The following is a 19,278-nucleotide window of genomic DNA, read 5'->3' on the forward strand; positions in this document are numbered from 1 at the left end:
ACATGATGAAACCATTGAAACAGAACCACATTATGAAAAAATCACTGCTTTTAATACTCATTTCCTTAGCCTCCTGGTCGGTTCTTGCCCAGACAAAGCTCATAGAGGAAGTCACCAAAACAGGCGATGAGATTGTCATCCCCTATAAAAAATATCAGCTCGATAACGGCCTCACCCTGATCATCCACGAAGACCACTCAGACCCATTGGTACATGTGGATGTAACCTATCATGTGGGCTCAGCCAGAGAGGAGCTCCAAAAATCAGGTTTTGCCCATTTCTTCGAGCACATGATGTTTCAGGGTTCTGAAAATGTGGCTGATGAAGAACACTTCAAAATAGTGACAGAATCCGGTGGCCGCCTCAATGGGTCAACCAACCGGGATCGTACCAACTATTACGAAACCGTGCCTAGTAATCAGCTGGCCACGATGCTGTGGTTGGAGGCTGACCGCATGGGGTTCTTTCTGGATTCTGTGACCCAGAAGAAGTTTGAGGTACAGCGTGCTACCGTGAAAAATGAAAAAGGTCAGAACTACGACAACCGGCCTTATGGCAGATGGAGCGAAGTGACTGCCGGAGCACTCTATCCTTACGGACACCCCTACTCCTGGCTCACCATAGGCAAGCTGGAAGACCTGGACAGAGTAGATGTAAATGACCTTAAGAAGTTTTTTATGCGCTGGTATGGACCCAACAATGCCACCCTCACGGTGGGTGGAGATGTGAATCCTACCCAGGTAGTGGCCATGGTAGAAAAGTACTTCGGGGTGATCCCCGCCGGTCCTGCGGTAGAGCCTATGAAACTGGAGCCACCTGTATTAAAATCTGACCGATATGTGTCTTATGTAGACTCGAACATTCGCTTTCCAGCGATCATGTTCACCTTCCCTACGGTACCGGCCTTCCACCCTGACGAGGCACCCCTCGACTGTCTGGCTGAAATCCTGGGTACCGGCAAGAGCTCTTACTTCTATAAGAAATTTGTATTGACACAAAAGGCCATTCAGGCCTCTACATTTCATCCGGCTAGTGAACTCTCCGGTGAGTTCACCATGTTTGTCCTTCCTTTTCCCGGGCAAACACTGTCAGCTTTTGAGCAGGAAATGCGCGCTATTCTGGACGAATTTGCCAAAAACGGAGTGAGTGATGATGACATCACCAAGTTCAAGGCCAGCCGCGAGTCAGACCTTATCAATGGCCTGGCCAGTGTGAGTGGCAAAGTCTCCCAGTTGGCCAACTATCAAACCATCTATGGAGATGCCAACGCCATCAAATATGATCTGGATCGATACCTGAACATTACCAAGGAAGATGTGATGCGGGTTTTCAACCAATACATCTACAATAAAAAGGGAGTGATCCAAAGTGTAATCCCCGATGCTGAAACTGCTCCGGCCCAACCGGATAATTACGAAATACCAACTTCCGGTGAAAGTGTATTTCCTACCACAGACTACTCTGGCCTCAGCTATTCCAGACCTAAGGGAGACAAATTTGACCGAAGCAAGCGACCAGAACTCGGCCCCAATCCTACTATCAAAGTGCCTGACTTCTGGAAAGAAGAATTGGCCAATGGCATTAAGGTAATTGGCACCCAGACAGATGAGATCCCTGTAGTAGAGATCCAGCTGACCATCAACGGAGGTCACAAAATGGACGCCTATGACCCTAAGAAGTCCGGGCTGGCCTCACTTACTGCCGGACTCATGAATGAAGCTACCCAAAACTATACTTCGGAGCAGATTCAGGAAGAGCTTAGAAAAATAGGTAGTGACATCAGTGTCTACGCCGGCACTTCGCAGACCACCATTTCGGCCAGTACACTGGTGAAAAATCTGGATCGTACACTGGAGCTCATGGATGAAGTATTGAAAAGACCTGCATTCAATCAGGAAGACTTTGACAGACTGAAGAACCAGCAGCTGGAAGGAATCAAAGCCGGGCAGAAAAACCCCGGAGCGATCGCCAACCTCGTTTTTGACCGACTGCTCTATGGTGATGAACACATCTACTCTGTACCCAATAGCGGAATAGAAGAGACAGTAGCCGCCATTACCCTTGAGGATGTCAAAAACTTCTACGACAACTACTACTCTCCGTCTGTTTCTGAGCTGGCCATCATAGGTGACATAGACCGTAAAACCGTGCTGGCCAAAATGGAATTTCTGAAATCCTGGGAGGCCAAAGAAGTGAAAATACCTGAGCTTCCGAAAGCCAAGCCTTCCGGTAAAACCACCATTTATATGGTGGACAAAGTGGATGCGCCTCAGTCCGAAATCAGGATCGGCTATGTGACAGATATGTCTTATGATGCCACTGGAGACTACTTCAAGTCCTACCTGATGAACTTCCCACTGGGAGGTGCTTTCAATAGCCGAATCAACCTGAATCTGAGAGAAGACAAGGGCTGGACTTATGGCGCCCGCGGATATTTCTCCTCTGACGATGATCCGGGGCCATATACTGCCTCAGCTGGTGTGAAGGCCAATACCACCGACAGTGCAGTAGTTGAATTCATGAAGGAAATCTCCAACTACCGCATCAACGGGATGACAGACAGTGAACTTGCCTTTATGCGAAGTGCTATTGGTCAGCGTGATGCACTTGACTATGAAACCCCTGGTCAGAAAGCTCGATTCCTGAGAAGGATTAACCATTATGATCTCGACAAAACCTTTGTGGATGAGCAAAATAAAATCATCCGAAACGTTTCCAAAAAGGAGCTGAACACTCTGGCTAAGAAATACCTGAAAGATGATAATTTTTATATCCTGGTGGTGGGTGATGCTGCTACTAACAGGCCGAAACTTGCTAAACTGGGATACGACATCATTGACCTTAATGAGAAGGGCGATGTAATAGAGGATGGTAAAATAGACACTCAGAAATAGACTCCCTATCCTTATCAAAAAAGGGCTGTCGCGATTTTCGCGGCAGCCCTTTTTTGATTGAACCCTTAGCCTCACTGGCGAATGATCAGCCTGCCCGAGGTTTCTTCATGTTCAGGGTCTGTGACTCTAATCAGGTAATACCCCGGTTCCAGACCATCCAATCCTATTTGCATCTCATTGGATGATCTGACCAGCACGCCTGCCAGGTTGAAAATCTTTACTTCCTTCAGTATGAAACCAGGCCAGTGAATATTCACCTGATCAACAGCCGGATTCGGATAGATAGACAGACTGGATATTTCTGTATACGCCAAACCCACACGTACCAGGCTTGAGTATTCTTCCTGACCATCAAAATCCACTTGCTTTAATCGGTAGTACACACTCACACCAGGTGAAACATTCGAGTCTGTAAACTCATAATTAGTCACTTCCTTACAAGTACCATGACCGGACACCTCGCCTATCACCTCCCAGCTTTCACCATCTGCGGTCTTTTGTACTTCAAAAAAATCATTATCAATCTCTGTGGCTGTAGCCCATCTGATTACATTTGAAAAGCCCTCATTTTCTGCTTTCAAAAACAAATAGGTCACTGGTAACAATGTTTGTTGTGTGTAGCTAAAAGTAACCCTGTTGCCCCCGCCAGCTTCATAATAGTCCAATACCAAATGGTGAGATCCATTCATTTCCACATTGAAGGCATCAGCAGTCCGATAACCGTGATTAGAATAATCGTCAATCACCCAGGTACTTCCTCCATCCACACTCAAACGAACTCCATCATCGCCTCCAATCTGGAAATCATACAGCCCATGTTCAAAGGTCTGAAGCATTTCAAAACGTACCGTGAATGTCTCCGTTTGGTAGTCACAACCTGACGTACTGGAGGTTACATTATCGCCCCCAAAGCTCTCGTCGAATATCTCCGACTCATAGATATCTCCTTTGTAGTTGTTCCCAAAATTGTTCACTCCATCATAGACATGACCTATCCAACTACCTGATCCCACAGCTGTATCGTCTCCAGACCTGGAGGTAAGCTGAACTGTAAGGGTATTGGAATAGACAGTCACACCACCCGATTCTGCACTCCTGCGGTAGTAGTTCAGTCCTGTGTAGCCGGCAGGAATGTCATAGGTTTCGGCAGTAGCTCCAGCTACATCAGACCAGCTACCTCCATCAGGAGATACCTCCCATTGATAGTTGGGCGTGGCCCCTGAGGCGTATAGTGCCGCAATGTTGCTGGTGAAAGCATCAGGATCCCCGGTACCTGACACACAAATATCCTGATCGGATCCTATCTGTCCACCAGTTTCCGTACCGATATAGGTGATTTGGATAGACGCGCGATTGTCTCCCCCTCCTTCAAAATAATCAAATACCAAATTATAAGTACCTGATAATCTAACCTCTGTATAAACTGTCTGATAAGCATGATATCCAAAATCCTGCAAAACATACGTAGCTCCTCCATCGATGCTAAGTCGCACCCCGTCATCTCCACCAATGGTGATTCCATAGATTCCTTCGGCATAAGTCTGTGTCATTCTGAACCTTGCAGAAAAATTCTCCGCAGTGAGAGTACATGTGTTGGTGGTAATGGTACACGCAGGACCTCCACAAAAATCGGTATCAAAATTTTCAGTAGCACTGACCCTCCCTCTGTAATTGGTCGTGTAATTATTTGCGCCTTCATAGATATAACCTATCCAACTGCCGGCACCATAGTCCGTTTCGTTACCTGTACCAAAGCACTGCGCTGCACCCTGGCCAATGGTAATAAAAGATATCATTAAGACTAGAAAAGATTTTTTCACTAATTTAAGCTTGGTTGTGATATGCAAAATCGCACTTCTTTATGGTTTAAATGGATATATTCTTTGAATGGGGCCTATAAATAGTTGAATCCCCTCATATAGAAGATAAGAGCTTTCATGAAAAACCTATTTACTAGCTAAAAACAGCACCAACTACATTGAAATTGATCCTCCTTCTGTATGTTTGGTGATAAACCCAGACAGATGAAAACAAAAATACTCATGACCCTTAGTGCCGTCACCTTAGCCCTGGCAGGCATCGCACTTACATTCGCTCCAGAGGAAATCCTCTTGTCCATTAGCGCTGAAGGAACTCCCACCCTCACGCTTGTCTTACAACTATTGGGTGCACTTTATTTTGGGTTTGGTATGCTCAACTGGATGACTAAAACGGCCAGAATCGGAGGAATCTATAACAGACCGGTGGCTGTGGCCAATTCCAGCCATTATGCCATTGCCGCACTGGCCCTCATGAAATCTCTTACTGGCAACTCCGACTTACCCGCTATTATTTGGGTGGTAGCCATCGTTTATGCTGTATTCGCTACGGCTTTTGGAGCCTTGCTCTTCTGGAGCCCTGTGAAATCCCAGGACTAAACAAGCACACAGAAAAATCAGGAACGTTTGACCTCCCGCTATTGCTTTCCGGGAACTAACTAAGATGTCCACGGGGTTTAATCGCTTATTTACAACAACCCCTTATTTTTTAATCTATATGAAAGCAATAGTCCTCAACCAGCAAACCAACCGCCTGGAATATCAGGAGGTGCCAAATCCTGTAGTCTCCAAGTCAGATGTACTCATCCGGCTAAAGGCCGCCTCCCTCAATCATCACGAACTCTGGTCACTGAAAGAAAAGAACCTACAAAAGGACGCTCCCATCATCATGGGATCAGATGGAGCCGGAGTAGTAGAAAGTGTTGGCTCAGGAGTTACCCGTTTTTCAAAAGGTGATGAAGTGATCATTAATTCCTCAATGAATTGGGGACCGAATCCCAGGGTTCAGGGTGCAGACTATCAGATCCTCGGATTTCCCACGGATGGCACTTTTGCAGAATACATCAGTATCCCGGAAGAGTATGTCTTTACCAAACCTCCCCATTTATCGTTTGAAGAAGCCGCTGCCATACCCCTGGCAGGACTCACCGCCTATAGAGCACTCTTCTCCCGGGGCGAATTTGAGCCTGGACAGTCCGTGCTCATAACCGGTGTTGGTGGGGGTGCCGCGCTTATGGCGCTCAGTTTCGCCGTGGCGGCCGAAGCCAGTGTTTATGTGACTTCAGGTGATCCGTCCAAAATCCAGAAAGCCGTAAAACTGGGAGCGAAAGGTGGAGCCAACTATAAAGAAACCTACTGGCCGGCCCAATTGCAGGACTTGTCGGGTGGCTTTGATGTGATCATAGACAGTGCCGGTGGGCCGGGCTTCAAATACCTGACAGAGCTGGCCAACCCTGGTGCCCGAATTGTGCTGTTTGGACGAACTGCCGGAAACATTGAAGACCTCAGCCCGCGGGTGATCTTCTGGAAACAACTATCCATCCATGGTACCTCCATGGGTACCAGTCAGGAATTTGAACAAATGCTGAAGCTGTTTTCCGATCGAAAGATACACCCCGTGATAGATGCCGTTTATCCATTAAAACAAATCAATGAAGCATTCAACAGGATGGACGCCAGCGATCAGTTTGGTAAAATAGTGATTCAAATCTGGGCGTAAAACCGCAAAAAGGGTGGACTATCCACCCTTTTTCACCTAATCATCCATTCAAACCCAAACCCTCACACAAGCTCATACAAGTAGAGCTATCACTGCAAGAACCTACGGCTCAGCCTTAAGTGAGTCCTTCGTATTTCCTTTTACCAGATTTTTTTACCATTTTGGTTATCAATACAGTATGAGCAATACCTATGTAAACAACCAAAATGTTAGAAAAATGAAGAAGTATACTATGATTTTTTCACTCCTGTTTTATACCCTCTCGGGGTATTCTCAGAGTTGTACCAACCCGACAGGTTCGGTGATTAGTGGTACTAATACCAATTACAATTGTCATCAATACGTAAAAGCAGCCCTGGTCAAAGGCTGGGTGAACATGAGCAATGGTTATCCAAGTAACCAAAGCAGCATTCCAAACCTTAGCTCGGCCACAATAGAGACCGACAATGATTTCATTCGGGTATGCAACAACTATGAGGCGAAAGCCATTTCCATGAATCACGCTCAAAACAATGCGGATCACTCGGCGGTGGTACTCAATGGTGGGATGTACTCATATGATTATGGCAATTTGGCCAGCACACCGGGGTTCGGATCACAAGTTTACACCCATGGTCATGCCCGGTCATTTACCAATGCCTGTAGTCACAAGTTTTACTCTACCACCTCGGATGTGAGCATATCCGGACCATCTTCTGTACCCACAGGAGCTACTGCCACCTACACACTCTCTGCTCCTTCCAATATATCTGCAGATCATTGGGGGGTGAACACTACCTATTTTGACATCCTTTCGTCCAATAGCTCTTCGGTCACGGTAAAGGCTAAGTCCTCTGCCGGGTCAGGGTATGTGAAAGTGTATTTACGAACGTCTTGTATGAGTTCGGGTGAATTTAAGCCCAGCAAACAAAAGACCGTTAGTGTGGTGGCGGACTGTACAGGCACACTCAACGGAGGTGCACTCTATACCTTCAACAATGTGAGCAGTGGAGCCTCCAATACAGTAGCGATGAATTTGTCCAGCTGGACCTGGGTAAAAACCTCCGGAAGTCCCAGCTACTGGTACACCGGATCGGGTGGAAAATACATGTATTTCTCGCTCTCCAGTGGATGCGCCACCTTCAATGCATACAACTCATCTTGTAACCTCACCTTGACTTTCTGTGCTTATGGTGGGTATACCATGCAATATGATGACAATGAACCAATGGAATATCAGGTGCATAATCTGCTAACCAATAAACTGGAACGAAAAGGCACTGCCGCTCCGGCTGATGAGCCAGAGATGCTCAGAGACCTGCCGGCAGGATTGTATGTACTCTCCATTGGGAATACCAAAAAGAAGGTCTTAATTAAATAAATCAGTTTCACCTCATACTGTACCTCAAAACAAAAAAACGCGGGCATGGCCCGCGTTTTTCATATACGTTTTAAGAAATGAGGTTATCAGTCCACGAAAAGCGAAGCAGGTGACTCTATGGTGACCTTCTTCACATTCATGGGGTAGGCTTCCACCTTTTTATCAGCCTCAAAAACACGCTCAGGCAAACTCTCTCTGATGATGTTTGAATAAGACATAGGAGACGGAGCATTGGTCATCAGGCTCTTTTTGAGTGGCTCAGCTTCATTGCTATCCGTGATCATGGTGATGTACATATTTTCGGTCTGCAGGTACTTGGCAGCCGCGGCATTCACTTCCTCCAGCGTCAGTTTAGCCAGTTTGGCATCCATCTCTGCGATGTAGTTTTCCATACCGTAAAACTGTGAATCCATCAGGAAACCCAGCTGCCGCTCAGGTGACTGAATGTATAGCTTCATGTAGCTTCTGAGAAACTGTCTGGTCAATTCAAACTCATCGGCTGTCAGCCCTTCATTTTTCACCCGGTCTATTTCGTTCAGTGCCATGCGCATGGCAAAGTGTGCATGACCGATTTTGATATCGCCGAGCTCAGGATACTGGCTTTTCAGGCTATAGGCTGTTTGTACAGGTCGGATCCAGATGGCCAGGTAATTCTGACTTCTGGGGAAGCCCGTAAGCGGAAGCTGATTGCTCCCCCCGGCTTCATACCACTCTATGTAGGTATAGTCACCATAGTTCATAGATCTGGTTTCCCTGATCAGCTGATACAGTTTGGAATAAGACTTGCGATGCTCGCCGAGATAAGAGTTCACCACCAACATGGCTGGCCAGTCAGCGGAAGCTCTGTTGATACTGATGGGGTAGCCCGTGAAAATAGCCGTACCCAGATTATCAGGTTTGGTCACCAACTGCACCTGAATGCCATCAGGCATGGCTACTTCTCCCAACTCGGGAACCGTAGGCTGAGTATCTGGCAGGCTATTGATATCCGCTTTCAGGGTCTCCAAAAAAGAAGCTGGGTAGTCCCCGGCAATCCCGATGGTCACGTTATTTCTGGTAAAGAAAGCCTTGTAGTGATTCACCACATCTTCTCGGGTGATGTTTGCAAGCCCGTTGATGGAGCCCCGCTTCATATGTGCGTACCGGGTACCGGCAAAAAGTCTTGCTTCCAGGGCCATTTTACTAAAGTCCTCATCAGAGCTGGCTTTGATCACTTCCTTCACGTACACCTCCGTATTGGACTTTACGCGACTAAAATCACGCTCGGCAAAACTGGGGTTAAGAAGCAGGCTCCTGAAAATGGTGTAAAACTCATTCAGAAAATCCTTATGTACTTCGAAGGTAAATGTGGTCATCTCCTTGTCAGTGAAGGCCCTGTATTGAGCGGCCATAGGATACAGCAGGTCATCAATTTCTGATTTGGTATACTGATCACTCCCTGTCTCAGTGAGGACAGTAGCTGTCAGGTTGGTGAGTCCTTCTTTACCCACCGGGTCACTCATCGACCCATTCTCAAAGGAAATTTTCACAACAATCTTGGTAGAAGCCATAGGCAACTCCACCACCTTCTGAGCTGTAGCAGTCAAACTCAACAGGCTCAAAAACATATATACTAGATTCTTCATTTTGATCGGGTTAAAGTTTGATGTTCAATTCTTCTGACACCTGCAATTCCTCATCTGGAGAAATGGTAGCTACAGTAAGGTGCTCATCCACAAAGTACTTGTTGGCTACACGCATGATATCCTCTGCGGTCACTGCATCGTAGTTGGCAAATGCCTTATTTACATCTGCAGGATTACCGGTAAGCCATATGTACCACGATAGCGAATTGGCGATATCACTGGGGTTGTCTATACCCATGGCATAGCTGTACTTAATGAAACTCTTGGTTTGGGTGAGCGCTATAGAATCAACCGGATTGGTCTTCAGGTCTGTCAGCACTTTATCAATTTCTGTTTTTACATAAGCCATATCCGATTTGTCCACGAGCATGGCATCTACTGACCACAAGCCTGGATCTACGGTGTTCAACCCTCCGGCAGAAAGCTCCCGAACCTTTTGCTCTTCTACTACCAGCTTCTTATAGATGTCAGACTTTTGCGAAAACGCTAGGCTACTAATGACGTCCAGAATGGCCATGTCTTTATTCTCAACAGAAAATCCGGGGCCTTTGTAATTCAGGTTAAGAATCGGGGGGAAATTGGCTTCCTGTACGTGTGCAAATCTGGTTTCGGTCTGCTCGGGCTCCTGAGTGATCTCCTGAGTAAAGGTGCCTCGCTCCCACTCACCGAAGTACTTACGCGCCAGGTCGTTCACCTTGTCGCTGGTGACATCTCCCACCACGAGTACCGTGCAATATTCGGGTCGGTAGTAGCGATCAAAAAACTCCAGCGAGTAGTCATACTGATTGGGCATGTCCACTACATCCTCCCAGTACCCTATGGTGGTGTGAGAATAGGTGTGGGTAGTAAAGGCAGTGTTATACGTCTTTTCGTACAACTTCATGTACGGACTGGTATAGCTCTTGGTATACTCTCCCTTCACAGCACCCGCTTCTACTTTGAAATCTTCCTCGGAATATTTGAGGTTCATAAATCGATCCGATTCCAATTCAAACATCTTGTCAAGCATCTCCGCATTTCCTGTCATGTGATAGACTGTGCGGTCCCACCAGGTGTTGGCGTTGGCTGCTGCACCTATGGCTTTCAGCGCTTCGCTGTATTCTGCTTTGGAATACTTATCGGTGCCACGAAACATCATGTGCTCGAAGAAATGGGCAAAACCTGTTTTTCCTTCTTCTACTTCGTCACGACTACCCACTCTCACTACAATAAAAAATGAAGCAAGTCCGGGGCTATTGTAGGGTACTGTGACCACATTCAATCCGTTGTCCAGTTTGGTTTGCTGGATGGGATAAGGGAATATGCCCTCCTCCTTTGGGGTGTCTGGCTGAGGTGTACACCCCATAGCCAGCAGTAATACAGCCATAGAGGCTACTAGATAATTTCTCATGGTTAATGGTTTTTTTTCTAAAATTAACAGAAATAATTGGAGGTAGCCTAAGGTCTGTTTTGAATGGACAATAAGTCTTCTGAACGGGTAGATACGGGACGAGAGACTTATTAAATTGAATTCTGAGTCAGAAAGTGGTGCCTCTTTTAATCCAACGGTAAATTATATACCAGCCGGATATCTAAGATAGGTCCGGCAGAAAAATCCACATTTTGCTGAGTCCGATCATCACCAAAGCTCGCAATAGTGATGCGAAAGTCAACCTCATCGCCCTCATTAAACTGTCTGTAGCTCCTGCCCAGTGCATAGCCGAAGCGCGCCTCAAAGTGCAGGTTTCCAGCTAGTCGATAGCGACCATACAGGCTCAAATCCACACTCTTTCGCTCAATATAATCCCCATCATATACCGGATCACCCAGCTGAAAAGAGGTGATCAGACCAAACAAGCTTAGCCCCATACCCAATCGGGGATGAGCCTGATAGTTGAGTTTACCGAAAACAGGGAGTAGACCGTTGATTGACCACCGCTCCGAAATCTTCCAATCCACAAAAACCAGTGGCACGAACATGTGACCAAAGAGCTCCCGATTATACATGAGCCCATAGCGCATGAGCAACCGATCGCTGTATTTTTTCTCAAACAAGCCAATTCCGCCCAGCTGAACATGCTGCCAATCCAGCTGCTGGAAATCAGACATGAACCGTGGTGCCAGTAGCAACTGAAACCCTGTAGTTTCGCTGAGCTTTCGCACCAGACCCGTTTGTAAAATCAAGCCATGAAGGCGGGTAGGATCAATAACACCGGAGGCTCCGTCATAGTCCACGACAAATCCCTGATAGGTGAGGTCGTTATACCAAATAGTGGATTCAGAAAAGACAATGGGTATTTTGAGATTGAGGAGCGCCACATTTTCTGCAGCATTCGCCTGCTGTCCTGAGACGGGTTGGCTAAAGCCATGTTTGTAGGAAAGGGTGAATAGATCAATGCTACTTTGCCCATACGCGAAGCAGGAGATCATCCATAGTGCAAAATAGAACTGTCTTTTCACCCGATGAAATTAGTGAAAAGGCACGACTATCAGCATAATAAGGGTTCACATTGAATATAAGAACCCATTCTAACCAGGTATTATCTCTGCTGATAAGCGAAATTTGAATTGGTGATGAAATTTTCGCATCCCAACTTATCCCCCACAAAGACCAGATTACCATCTGAATAGACCTGCCATTGTCTTTCAGAACTGCTATATCTCATCTTTAGAGATGTCCCACTTTTCTTACCAAATAATTTCTCAAACATCTTTTTGTTGTTAAAGCCTCAAACATAGGGTCCTCCAATATGCCTTTTCAGAATACTCGTTGAGTGTTGGTGTTTTCTGGTTAAATCAAATAACCCAAGCTCCTGAAATTTCGAATAAAGGAAAGTCTACTTTTTTTTGAAAAAAATGACTCTTCATCTCTCAGCCTATTCAGAAGCCTGGCCGGCCCATTTCGAAACCATGAAAGAAGCACTCTTGCAGCTTTTTCCTGAAGAGGCACGGGCCATCGAGCACGTTGGGAGCACTGCTGTACCGGGACTTATCGCCAAACCGGTCATTGATATTTTCATGGCCGTATCTCCTTTCAGAAAGGTAGAGTTTTACGAAGAAAGGCTTCAATCTGAGGGTTATCACTATGTGCCTACGGGAATGACCGAACGGTATCTGCTGTCAAGCCATACTCCCGAAGGAGTGTGGACACACAACCTGCATGTTCTCCCATACAGCCCGGATTTTCTACTTCGAAATGAAATTCTTTTTCGGAATTACCTCAGAAAAAACCCCGACTTAATACAGGAATACAACCGCCTCAAAAAGCACCTGTCTTCCATGCCGCTGGCTAGTCTGGAAGATTACACCCGCGCCAAGACAGGCTTCATTCAGCAGGTGGTAGACAAGGCCCGTAAGGCGTGTGGACTGCCCCGGCAAAACGTTTGGACCATGGAGATCGAAGAAGCATAAACGGGGCAAGTTTAACTCCTGGTTCGTCTCCTGAGTTTGGCTATTCGATCATCATAATAGACTTTCAACTCCTCCAGAAAAGTCATTGGGTCATCATATGTAGTGAGCACCCGATAAGTCTGTCGGCTTTTGGCTCGAGCCAGTTCTTGTTCCACATTCAACTTTTCCTGCTCCAGATAATCATATGCCGGAGCGGTGGGCTGCACCGATGCAGCTGCTGGCGCCATCATGGACACCAACTCCTGATCACTGAAGATATGCGCATGATACGCCCGAAGTGCTGCCAGGTCTCCTGATTGGTAAATGCTGATCAAACGTGCGGTCACGTCGGTAGCCACCTCCATTTTCTGACCATCCATAGAAAACTTATCCGGGTGTACATGCATCATCGCTTCCCGGTAGATCCGCTTCATCTCCTTTTGATCAGATTCATTATGGCCGGGCTTATTGTTTCTGACCACAGGTTTCAGCCCTTCAGGAGCCACATAGTTTTTACCCCTCCTCTTTTGCGCTAGACGTTGTTCCTTTTTGGCCAGCTTTTGCTGCTTGTACAGCACGGTGAGCTCCTGCTCTTCTATGAGCTCGTTGATCAGGTGAGCCCGCAGCTGGGTCTCAAAAGCGTGAGTGCTTTGCCGGATCAGCTCCAGTTCTGCCCGGAGGGCATCAATCTGATCTTTCAACTCAGACAGTCGCTCGTTGGAAACATGATTGGAGACAGACAGCTCAGACTTCTTCGTCATTGGTCAGGGTATGTTCAGATTTAGAAGCAAATTTAATGGTTTTGAAATGCCTTGTAGCCACCTAATCAGAGCCTTTCATGGCATTGTCTTACGCTTCGACAGGCTCAGCGTGACAATGCCAGAATCAGCGTGACAAGGCTCAGTGGGACAATGCCGGGATCAACTCCGCAATTTTCGGGTGGTACTGCCCACTACACTCTCCTACTTTTACCTCATATTTACTCAACCAAAGAAAGATGAACACTCAGGATCACATCAACTTTCAGCGCATCGCCGAGGCGATCGATTACATACAGGCCAACTTCCGCGACCAACCCAACCTGGATGAGGTAGCGGAGCAAGTACACCTCAGCCCTTTTCATTTTCAGCGTCTCTTTACCGAATGGGCCGGCGTAAGCCCCAAGAAATTTCTGCAATACATCAGCATTGCGCATGCCCGATCGCTTCTCAAAGATGGTCAGGCCACCCTCTCGGAAGCTACCCACCAAACGGGGCTATCTGGTACCGGCAGACTGCACGACCTCTTCATTAACATCGAAGGCATGACCCCCGCTGAATACAAAAATGGTGGTAAAAACCTGAAGATCAATTACAGCTATGCAGACAGCCTGTTTGGAAATATCCTCGTGGCCAGTACCGCCAAAGGCATTTGTTACCTGGCCTTTGCCGATGATCCCAGCCTGGCCTTCTCTGAGCTAAAAAGCAAATTCCCGAATGCTTCCTATGAGCAACGTCTGGATTTGATTCAGCAAAATGCCCTCTTCATCTTCACGCACGACTGGACCCAACTGGATCAAATCAAGCTACACCTCAAAGGCACTGATTTTCAGCTGAAGGTTTGGGAGTCCCTGATCAGGATCCCCTCCGGAAGATTATCCACTTACGGACAGATAGCCAGTGCAATCGACAAGCCCACGGCTTCACGAGCGGTAGGCACAGCCATTGGTGACAACCCCGTGGCTTACCTGATTCCCTGCCATCGTGTGATCCAGTCTACTGGCAGATTTGGGCAATATCACTGGGGTAGCAGTCGAAAAACGGCCATGATCGGCTGGGAGGCAGCACAAATCACCGAAAGATGATACCAGAATTGCATACCAGCATTACAGACAGGCAGCTGAAACTGATGATCAGAAACGGGAAGATTGGACTCGCAGGCAATCGTAAATTGAAGATCTACGGGAAGCTGAGCTGTGTCTCAGGCAAGCGAATGAAACGTGAAAACCGGATCTTTTTTGAGCATGAACCCGAAGCTTTGACCCTCGGCTATCGCCCATGCGGTCACTGTATGTCTGCTGCTTTCAAAAAATGGAAACATGGAGTTATTTAAAGATTTGATTGATCCCAAACGCAACCTGCTGCCCCACGACGGCACAGTGAACTACTACGGAAAGGTGATCCCGGAACCCGATCATTACCTGCATCAACTCCTGCACCACATCGAGTGGCGACCCGATGAGGCCGTCATTTTTGGCAAGCACATCACCACCAAAAGAAAGGTGGCCTGGTACGGAGACCGCCCATTTGATTACACCTACTCCAATACCACCAAACAGGCCCTGCCATGGACAGAAGAGCTGCTGGCGCTGAAGCAAATCATCGAAAACGCTACGCACGAGACCTTCAACTCCTGCCTGCTCAACCTCTACCACAGTGGTGAGGAGGGCATGGCCTGGCACAGTGATGGAGAAAAAGACCTGAAAAGAAACGGGGCCATCGGTTCCATAAGTCTTGGCGCTGAGCGCAAATTCTCCTTCAAACATAAAGTCACCAAACAGCGGGTGGACGTGAACCTGGAGCATGGCAGCCTGCTGGTGATGACCGGCACCACACAAACACACTGGCTGCACCGACTGCCACCCACCAAAAAAGTAAGCACCCCCAGGGTGAATCTCACCTTCCGAACGATTATGAATCAACTCACCTAAAAAAGTTCCGCAGTGGTGAACAGATTTTCAGCGGATTTTGTTTTGCTCAAACACTCCTAAAACCGCTATGAATGTTTATACCTTCATCACCCCCATTGTGCTGGTATTGCTCCTGGCCGAAATCATCTACAGCGTAAGGACTAAAAAGCCCTATTACGACTTTCAGGATACCATCACCAATCTGGCCACCGGCATAGGCAACCAATGTGTTAACCTGGCCGTGGCCTTTTTTGTCTTCAAATGGTACGGCTGGCTCTATCAGTTTGCACCATGGCAGATTCCCAACACCTGGTACTTCCTGCTGCTCCTGCTTTTGCTACAGGATTTTGTCTTCTACTGGTTTCACCGCACCGGGCATACCATCAACGTCTTCTGGGCCGCCCATATGCCACACCACTCCTCTGAGGAGCTCAACCTTTCCGTGGGCATTCGTGCCAGCTTTACCCAGCGCCTCTTCCAGTTTGTCTTTTTCGACTGGATACTGGTACTCATTGGGTTTTCTCCTGAAGCCGTCTATGCGATAGCAGCCGTGCACCTGCTGCTGGCCTACTGGCACCATACTCAGGTCATCAAGCGGCTGGGTTGGTTCGAAAAGTACTTTGTAACCCCCTCACACCACAGGGTACACCATGGGGTGAACCCGCAGTACATCGATAAGAACTACTCCGAATTCCTCATCATCTGGGACAAACTCTTTGGCACCTTTGAGGAAGAGGATGAAGAGATCTGCTATGGGGTGACCCACCCGCCACGCACCTGGGATCCTATTTTCGTCAACTTTCAGTATTGGAAACAGCTCTGGGACGATGCAGTAGCGGCCCCCTACTGGTGGGACAAGATCAGGCTGTGGTTTATGCCGCTGGGCTGGCGTCCCCGGGGACTGGAAACAGAGAAAAAGGATCGCATAGGCTACACCAAAGCCGAACAGGTAAAATACCACAGCGCCCAATACAAAAACCTCAAACCCTACCTGATGGCGCATGTGGCCATCACACTGGCTTATCTGATGGTGGTCATCAATTTGTCTTCACCGCTTTCTGCCCTGGACAGGCTCATTTTATCCAGCGGAGTATTTATGACCATCATTAGCTGGGGTGGACTCCTGCAGGCACGAACATGGTCTATTCCTTTGGAAGTGCTCCGAACTGCCTTTATGGCCATAGCCCTCATACTGGTGCTCAATCAAAACGAAATGGCCAACTGGACCAGCTGGACCACCATTGTCATCCTGGGCATCACAGGGGTGAGCATCCTTTACTTTTCTTTTAAAATCAAAAAAGGGCAACTGGAATCCGTACCAGCGGGGTAAGCGCCCTTCATGTATTTGTTTCTATCACTCAGAAAAGTGGATCAAAAAGCTTAAATTCATTACAGACTTTTTAATCACTAAACCTATTGACCCCATGAAAACCCTACTCCTATTGTCCGCTATGGTGGCCTGCTTATCCTTACAGGCTCAAAACCAATTTCAAAATGAAGCTTCAGGCACACTGGCCTTTTACTCTGACCGGATCATGCAGCTGGCAGACGCGGTGCCTGCCGACAAATACAGCTGGTCACCAGAAGAAGGCGTTCGCACGTTTGGCGAAGTGCTGGCGCATGTTGTTTCTGCCAATTATTTCTTTGCCATGAAAATGGGCGCCGTGATACCAGAGACAGTGGATATGATGGGTATTGAAAAAACCCTCAAAACCAAAGAGCAACTGAAAACCGCCCTGCAGGACTCCTATAAAGTGGTGATTGACGTGGTGAAAAACAGCTCCAAGGCTGATCTGGAGGAGAAGGTAGAGTTCCCCTTTCCGGGAGAGTTTACCTCTATGTCAGCGGCGCTGATCGCTGTCTCGCACTCCAGTGAGCACATGGGCCAGTTGATCGCCTACTGCCGCACCAATGGCATCACCCCACCGTGGAGTGTGACCGACGAAGGTGGTCAGGACTGATATTTTCAAAGGGGGCTCTGCCCCCTTTCCTTTGCTTTTATTCTCAGTTTTGGTGACGACCAACTCACATGAGTATGCCCCCAGTCGCTAAATGCACTGAACTTCCTTGTTAGCATTTCCCTTTCAAATAACTCATAAGTCTATGGATTTTAAGGCTGCTACATGCTCTCTTTCAGTTTCCCCACCTATAGATTGCGAAAATTCCACCAAGAATTATGGCAACGAAAACTGCGATAATTATCCCCAACAAAACCATAATTGGCCATAGGGCGCTCACGGAGCGCCTAAATCCTTTCCCCTGAAGCAACTTAGAAAGCCTTTAATTCTTGCCAGTACATCTGGTCTCCAGAGTAGCTTTCATTAAAAAAATATTGCTTTCCAGAGACTTGAGGTGTTCCAAATTTCTTGAATTTGAAGCTATATAAGCAAGTGCATCGTTCATGTGCTTAAGAGTGATCTCTTCATTGCTCACCGAGAGTGCTTTCAACTTTTCAACCGAGACGAGTGTAGAGTCAAAACCGTTTTGACTTTCAATAAGATATACCCAGCCATTATTTATTCTGTCAGCTTTTTCCTTAAATCTGGTAGTGATTGAAATCGCATTACTGTTTATAACATTTAACAAACCTTGTTCATATGCATAGTACTCTGTCAGCTGCTTTTTAATGTTTTTATCAGTTATAAGCCTCAGGTTACCACTTGACTTTAAGTCTTCAAAAGCATTCATGTTGGGTGTAATGATGGCATCCGTTTTAGAAACAGCACCTTTTGTATGTTCAAGTATTTCCTCAAAATCACCATCACCAATCTGCAACAATCCCAATAATTTATTGGCATGATGTAAGCGGTCTTGGGTGTACTGTACCTGTTCATTGAGCTGAATGAGATCTTGATTGACGTCTTCTAAAAACTGACAATAGTAGTCTTCTTCCAGTTCGCGCTCCAGGTGTTGCTGATACCAGTTATTGATCTGTAGAGCAATAAGAATCCCAATTACTACGAGTACTATTTCTCCAATGGCATAAAGCAGATATTTACTGAACTGATTTTCAGTTAACAACTTTTGTCGGATGCGCCTGAAGAACCTAATCATATCTCTTGTTTTTGCCTGTGGGTAGCAAGTGCAGGGGTTAATAATCACCAAATGAAAACTACACCCAATCGCACCTTCCAGTGAAAGTACAGAAGTATTTTGGCAAAAGGGCAAAGTTAAATTTTCATTATTCAGTTTTTACTTTCACGCCAGCAGAGAGACCATAGCTATGGAAAATGAAAGGAACCTGCGTTTTATGAATAGATCCCCGCTCTCTACTTTTCCCAGTCAAAAAGCAGCCGAATTTGAAATCTATTTCAATGGGCCGGTTTAAATGAGTTCATTGATATCGTCCATGTAAAAACACTGTTCCCACTGTTTCATTCCAATCTTTGGGTAGTATGCCACGGCTTTGGGTGCCGCTAATAATATCAATTTTGCTTTGGGCGTTTGCAATTTTGTTTGCCTGATTAATTCCTTCCCAATTCCTCGTTTTTGGTAGGCCTGGTCCACCGCTAAATCCGACAAGTACGTACAATACAAAAAGTCTGTCAAAGACCTTGCAACACCAATGAGGACGTTGTTTTCACGTGCTGTGACAATCAAATTACCGTGATCCAACATTTTCTGAATTCTATCAGGTTCATTCACTGGTCTCCGTTCTGCTAAAGTGGATTGATTCAGTACGGAAATAAACTCTTCTGGTGACAGGTCCTTTTCAATTTGATATGTTATCATGGCTCAGCTTCTTAAAGAAGGTATGATCAATTGGATTAACAAAACCTAACGGTAAATTATTGGTACGGGTTATATAGTAGGCTGGCCAAAAAA

Annotated in this window: 17 protein-coding genes; 10 read left to right on the top strand and 7 right to left on the bottom strand. The window is 46.7% G+C overall.

The genetic code is table 11. The annotated features are described in order from the left end of the window. Positions 1 to 32: 32 nt before the first annotated feature. Entirely contained in the window at positions 33 to 2,894 is a 2,862-nt protein-coding gene (locus GV030_RS07750) for a pitrilysin family protein (protein WP_159581463.1), read from the top strand. A gap of 71 nt (positions 2,895 to 2,965) precedes the next feature. On the opposite strand, the gene GV030_RS07755 is transcribed toward GV030_RS07750, so the two are convergent. Then, complete coding sequence (locus GV030_RS07755) at positions 2,966 to 4,690, bottom strand: T9SS type A sorting domain-containing protein (protein ID WP_159581465.1); 1,725 nt, start codon at positions 4,688 to 4,690, stop codon at positions 2,966 to 2,968. 228 nt (positions 4,691 to 4,918) lie between these two features. On the opposite strand from GV030_RS07755, the gene GV030_RS07760 reads away from it, so the two are divergent. From GV030_RS07760 to GV030_RS07770, 3 genes are all read left to right on the top strand, one after another. Further along, positions 4,919 to 5,311 (top strand): hypothetical protein, encoded by a 393-nt coding sequence (locus GV030_RS07760; RefSeq protein ID WP_159581467.1) that lies wholly within the window; start codon positions 4,919 to 4,921, stop codon positions 5,309 to 5,311. Between the two features lie 118 nt (positions 5,312 to 5,429). Next, a complete protein-coding gene (locus tag GV030_RS07765; RefSeq protein WP_159581469.1) occupies positions 5,430 to 6,431 on the top strand; it encodes a zinc-binding dehydrogenase in 1,002 nt (333 codons plus the stop codon). Positions 6,432 to 6,648: 217 nt separating this feature from the next. Then, a complete protein-coding gene (locus GV030_RS07770; RefSeq protein WP_159581471.1) occupies positions 6,649 to 7,791 on the top strand; it encodes a hypothetical protein in 1,143 nt (380 codons plus the stop codon). A gap of 86 nt (positions 7,792 to 7,877) precedes the next feature. Here the strand turns inward: GV030_RS07770 and GV030_RS07775 are convergent, their stop codons facing one another. The 3 genes from GV030_RS07775 to GV030_RS07785 form a co-directional block, all read right to left on the bottom strand. Beyond that, the gene (locus GV030_RS07775; RefSeq protein WP_159581473.1) at positions 7,878 to 9,416 is read right to left on the bottom strand and encodes a pitrilysin family protein; all 1,539 of its coding nucleotides are present in this window, start codon (positions 9,414 to 9,416) and stop codon (positions 7,878 to 7,880) included. 10 nt (positions 9,417 to 9,426) lie between these two features. Further along, on the bottom strand, positions 9,427 to 10,806 hold the full coding sequence (locus GV030_RS07780; protein ID WP_159581475.1) for a pitrilysin family protein: 1,380 nt from the start codon (positions 10,804 to 10,806) through the stop codon (positions 9,427 to 9,429). A gap of 146 nt (positions 10,807 to 10,952) precedes the next feature. Further along, entirely contained in the window at positions 10,953 to 11,855 is a 903-nt protein-coding gene (locus GV030_RS07785) for a DUF6268 family outer membrane beta-barrel protein (RefSeq protein ID WP_159581477.1), read from the bottom strand. A gap of 396 nt (positions 11,856 to 12,251) precedes the next feature. Here GV030_RS07785 and GV030_RS07790 point away from each other — a divergent pair, with 396 nt between their 5' ends. Continuing rightward, on the top strand, positions 12,252 to 12,806 hold the full coding sequence (locus GV030_RS07790; RefSeq protein ID WP_159581479.1) for a GrpB family protein: 555 nt from the start codon (positions 12,252 to 12,254) through the stop codon (positions 12,804 to 12,806). Positions 12,807 to 12,817: 11 nt separating this feature from the next. Here GV030_RS07790 and GV030_RS07795 read toward each other — a convergent pair whose 3' ends face one another. Continuing rightward, on the bottom strand, positions 12,818 to 13,546 hold the full coding sequence (locus GV030_RS07795; protein ID WP_159581481.1) for a hypothetical protein: 729 nt from the start codon (positions 13,544 to 13,546) through the stop codon (positions 12,818 to 12,820). A 236-nt stretch (positions 13,547 to 13,782) separates the two neighbouring features. On the opposite strand from GV030_RS07795, the gene GV030_RS07800 reads away from it, so the two are divergent. From GV030_RS07800 to GV030_RS07820, 5 genes are all read left to right on the top strand, one after another. Continuing rightward, the gene (locus GV030_RS07800) at positions 13,783 to 14,628 is read left to right on the top strand and encodes a methylated-DNA--[protein]-cysteine S-methyltransferase (protein ID WP_159581483.1); all 846 of its coding nucleotides are present in this window, start codon (positions 13,783 to 13,785) and stop codon (positions 14,626 to 14,628) included. Continuing rightward, entirely contained in the window at positions 14,625 to 14,876 is a 252-nt protein-coding gene (locus GV030_RS07805; RefSeq protein WP_159581485.1) for an Ada metal-binding domain-containing protein, read from the top strand. Before GV030_RS07800 ends, GV030_RS07805 begins: the two co-directional genes overlap by 4 nt. After that, positions 14,863 to 15,474: an alpha-ketoglutarate-dependent dioxygenase AlkB gene (locus GV030_RS07810; protein WP_159581487.1), complete on the top strand. Its 612-nt coding sequence runs from the start codon at positions 14,863 to 14,865 to the stop codon at positions 15,472 to 15,474. The genes GV030_RS07805 and GV030_RS07810 overlap by 14 nt, the downstream gene beginning before the upstream one ends. Before the next feature lie 67 nt (positions 15,475 to 15,541). Next, a complete protein-coding gene (locus GV030_RS07815) occupies positions 15,542 to 16,783 on the top strand; it encodes a sterol desaturase family protein (protein WP_159581489.1) in 1,242 nt (413 codons plus the stop codon). A gap of 94 nt (positions 16,784 to 16,877) precedes the next feature. Further along, a complete protein-coding gene (locus GV030_RS07820) occupies positions 16,878 to 17,414 on the top strand; it encodes a DinB family protein (RefSeq protein ID WP_159581491.1) in 537 nt (178 codons plus the stop codon). Positions 17,415 to 17,733: 319 nt separating this feature from the next. Here the strand turns inward: GV030_RS07820 and GV030_RS07825 are convergent, their stop codons facing one another. Together GV030_RS07825 and GV030_RS07830 are read right to left on the bottom strand one after the other, a co-directional pair. Continuing rightward, the gene (locus GV030_RS07825; protein ID WP_159581493.1) at positions 17,734 to 18,507 is read right to left on the bottom strand and encodes a DUF6090 family protein; all 774 of its coding nucleotides are present in this window, start codon (positions 18,505 to 18,507) and stop codon (positions 17,734 to 17,736) included. A 270-nt stretch (positions 18,508 to 18,777) separates the two neighbouring features. Beyond that, positions 18,778 to 19,185: a GNAT family N-acetyltransferase gene (locus GV030_RS07830; RefSeq protein WP_159581495.1), complete on the bottom strand. Its 408-nt coding sequence runs from the start codon at positions 19,183 to 19,185 to the stop codon at positions 18,778 to 18,780. Positions 19,186 to 19,278 lie beyond the last annotated feature (93 nt).

Source organism: Marinoscillum sp. 108 (assembly GCF_902506655.1).
GTDB lineage: Bacteria > Bacteroidota > Bacteroidia > Cytophagales > Cyclobacteriaceae > Marinoscillum > Marinoscillum luteum.